Origin of the sequence: Micromonospora sp. RV43 (assembly GCF_001029515.1) — a bacterium.
Taxonomy (GTDB): Bacteria; Actinomycetota; Actinomycetes; order Mycobacteriales; family Micromonosporaceae; genus Micromonospora; species Micromonospora aurantiaca.
The window spans coordinates 1-3,522 of record NZ_LEKG01000323.1 but is presented as its reverse complement, the minus strand read 5'-3'; the positions used below and the strand labels follow the sequence as shown (position 1 = coordinate 3,522).

Annotated in this window: 3 protein-coding genes and 1 pseudogene; 2 read left to right on the top strand and 2 right to left on the bottom strand. The window is 74.1% G+C overall.

Annotation, left to right across the window (positions count from 1 at the left end; translation table 11 throughout):
- A pseudogene (locus ABD52_RS36760) lies at positions 1–723 on the bottom strand (glyoxalase/bleomycin resistance/dioxygenase family protein); the annotation flags it as partial.
- Positions 724–868: 145 nt separating this feature from the next.
- Between ABD52_RS36760 and ndk the strand changes: the two are divergent.
- Positions 869–1,294: a nucleoside-diphosphate kinase gene (ndk, locus tag ABD52_RS36755; RefSeq protein WP_013288023.1), complete on the top strand. Its 426-nt coding sequence runs from the start codon at positions 869–871 to the stop codon at positions 1,292–1,294.
- A 60-nt stretch (positions 1,295–1,354) separates the two neighbouring features.
- On the opposite strand, the gene ABD52_RS36750 is transcribed toward ndk, so the two are convergent.
- The gene (locus ABD52_RS36750) at positions 1,355–1,795 is read right to left on the bottom strand and encodes a carboxymuconolactone decarboxylase family protein (RefSeq protein WP_013288022.1); all 441 of its coding nucleotides are present in this window, start codon (positions 1,793–1,795) and stop codon (positions 1,355–1,357) included.
- Positions 1,796–1,990: 195 nt separating this feature from the next.
- On the opposite strand from ABD52_RS36750, the gene ABD52_RS36745 reads away from it, so the two are divergent.
- Positions 1,991–3,522 (top strand): alkaline phosphatase (locus ABD52_RS36745; protein ID WP_047894796.1); only part of this gene is annotated, 1,532 nt, incomplete at its 3' end.

Here is a 3,522-nt window from a genome sequence, read left to right as displayed (position 1 = left end):
GCGCAGGAGGCGCCGCCGTGGGCCGGCCGCGCGCTCGGCCCGCTCGACGAGCTGCCCCTCCAGCACCACAGGGCCGCCGGGGCTCTGGTGCAGCACCACCGGCTCGCGTTCCTCGGCCCGGGGCGGGACGTCGTCCAGGTACGGGTCCGGCGCGGGCGGGTAGTCGTCGCGGAAGTCGTCCTCCGGCGCGCGCCCGGCCCACGGCGGCGCCTCCTGCGCGATCAGCGGCTCGTCCAGCGGGTCCGGCTCGGCGGCGTACTCGGGCGGCAGGTCGGCCACCGCGGCGGCGCTCTCCGCGTGCGTGGGCACCTCGTCCCAGAGCACGCGTACGTGCCGCTGGTCGTCCAGCGCCACCCGGACCGGCAGCGCCTGGCCCAGCGAGGGCCACTTGGCGACCGGCACCCGAGGCTCGATGATCTTCTTGGAGCGGGGCGGCAGCCCCGGCGCGTCGATGACCAGTTGCAGCTCGCACCGGCCGAACGCGTACTGGGTGGGCGGCTCGGAGGCGCTGTGCACGTGCCCGAGGCCGATCACCCAGGTGCGGCCGCCGCCGCGTACCGTGGCCAGGGCGATCGCCAGCACCAGCAGCGCGACGCCGAGGGCCACGATGGCCCAGCTGGTCATGCCGAGCCCGAACACGGTCACGAAGGTGGCGACGGTGCCCAGCACCGCGCCGATCAGTTTGCGTACCGGCGCGATCGTGCGGTTCCCGCCATTCGCCACAGTGGACCTCCCAGGGGTTCCAGGGCCAGGCTAGGCCGCCGCGGCGGGCCAGGGAAGACGCAGCCGCCGCGCCGGCGCCGGGACCGGGTCGCTACGCTGACCGTACCCAGCCGAACCCCGTTTGAGTGCGCAGGAGGAACCCAGCGTGTCCAGCAGCAGCCCGGACGAGCGGTCGCTCGTACTGATCAAGCCCGACGCGGTGCGCCGCGGTCTGGTGGGCGAGATCCTGTCCCGTTTCGAGCGCAAGGGCCTGCGGATCGACGCGATGGTGAGCCGGACCATGGACGGCGACTTCGCCGACCAGCACTACGCCGAGCACGTCGACAAGCCGTTCTACCCGCCGCTGAAGACGTTCATGACCAGCGGCCCGCTGGTGGCGCTGGTGCTCTCCGGCGACCAGGTGGTCGAGGTGGTACGCGCGATGATCGGCAGCACCGACGGCCGCAAGGCCGCCGCCGGCACCATCCGCGGTGACCTGTCGCTGTCGAACCGGGAGAACCTGGTGCACGCCTCCGACTCGGCGGACAGCGCCAAGCGCGAGATCGCGCTCTGGTTCCCCGAGCTGGCCTGACCCACGCCCGACGGCCCCGGCCCGCATCTTCGCGGGACCGGGGCCGTCGTGTGTCAGCGATCAGACCTGCGCCGGCGGCTGCGTCCGGCAGGTCACCGCGACCCGGTTCCACACGTTGATGGTGGCGATCGCCATCACCAGATCCGCCAGCTCCTTCTCCGACCACACCTTCGCCGCGGCGTCCCAGACGTCGTCCGGCACGCCGTGCTCGCCGAGCCGGGTCACCGCGTCGGTGAGGGCCAGCGCGGCCCGCTCCCGCTCGTCGAAGAACGGCGCCTCGCGCCACGCCGCGACGGCGAACAGCCGGCGGCTGTCCTCCCCGGCCGCCAGCGCCTCGCGGCTGTGCATGTCGACGCAGAACGCGCAGCCGTTGCGCATCGACGCCCGCAGCTTCACCAGCTCCAGCACGGTGTGGTCCACGTTCGCCCGGACGTACTTCTCCAGGCCCAGCACGGCCTGGTACGCCTCGGGCGCCACCGCCGCCATGTCCATCCGGCTCATCGCCGCCTCCTTGAGGGTTCGGGTACGCGCACAGGACGGGGCACGGCGGGCGCGGTGTGACGGCCCGGCGGTGTGACGGTGGTCATGCCGGGGCGCTGGACAGCAGTCGTTGACGTGCCGGTCACCTCGACCGGAGTTCCCGGCCACCTGCGGCCGGTAGACCGGCTGGCGACACTGCCGAGACCGGGAGAACCCATGACGCACTTCGATCGACGTACCCTGCTCCGCGCCGGCCTGGTCGCCGGTGCCGGAGTCGCCGGCGGCGCGCTGCTCGGCGCGCCCGGCGCGCCCGCCGCACCCGGCCTGCGGCGCAGCGGCCGGCCGCTGCTCACCCACGGCGTGCAGAGCGGCGACGTGACCGCCGACTCGGCGCTGGTCTGGACCCGCGCGGACCGGCCCGGCCGGATGCTCGTCGAGGTCAGCCGCCGGCCGGACCTGCGCGGCGCCCGCCTGGTGCGCGGCCCGGTGGTCGACCCCACCGGCGACCTCACCGGCAAGGTCCGCCTGCGCGGCCTGCCCGCGGGGGAGCGGCTGCACTACCGGGTACGGGTGGAGAGCCTGGACCGGCACGGCCTGTGCAGCGAGCCGCTGACCGGTTCGTTCGCCACCGCCCCCGGGCGGCACCAGCGGCGTGACGTGCGGTTCGTGTGGACCGGCGACATCGTCGGGCAGGGCTGGGGGATCAGCCCTGACTTCGACGGCCTGGCGATCTTCCGGGCGATGCGGGAGCGCCGCCCGGACTTCTTCCTGTGCAGCGGCGACACCGTGTACGCCGACGGGCCGCTGGCCGAGAGCGTGGTCCTGCCCGACGGCCGCACCTGGCGCAACCTGGTGACGCCGGAGAAGAGCAAGGTGGCCGAGACGCTCGCCGAGTACCGGGGGCAGTTCGCGTACAACCTGCTCGACGAGCACCTGCGGGCGTTCGCCGCCCAGGTGCCGCAGATCAACCAGTGGGACGACCACGAGGTGGTGAACAACTGGTACCCGGGGGAGATCCTGACCGACGAGCGGTACGGCGAGAAGCGCGTGGATGTGCTCGCCGCCCGGGCCCGGCAGGCGTTCCACGAGTGGCTGCCGGTGTCGTCGGGCGGGCCGATGTACCGCAGGCTGTCGTACGGGCCGCTGCTGGACGTGTTCGTGCTGGACATGCGCACCTACAAGGACCCCAACGACGGCAACACGTACGCCGACCGCAACCGGGGCCTGCTCGGCAAGGCGCAGCGGGAGTGGCTGATCCGGGAGCTGCGCGCGTCCCGGGCCACCTGGAAGGTGATCGCCAACGACCTGCCGATCGGCCTGGTGGTGCCGGACGGGGCAGGCGCCCAGGAGGGCGTCGCGCAGGGCGACCACGGCGCGCCGGCCGGCCGGGAGCTGGAGTTCGCCGAGGTGCTGCGCGCCTCGCACCGGGCCGGGGTGACCGGGCTGGTGTTCCTCACCGCCGACGTGCACTACACCGCCGCCCACCACTACGACCCGGCGCGCGCCGCGGTGCGGGACTTCAGCCCGTTCTGGGAGTTCGTCTCCGGCCCGGCGCACGCCGGCGCGTTCGGGCCGAACGCGCTGGACGGCACGTTCGGCCCGAAGGCGGTCTTCGTGCACGCCCCGCCGCGCGCGAACACCTCCCCGGCCGAGGGCTTCCAGCACTTCGGCGAGGTGACCATCGACGGCCCGTCGGCGGCCCTCACGGTCCACCTCCGCGACCGCACCGGCGCCTCCCTCTGGACCGC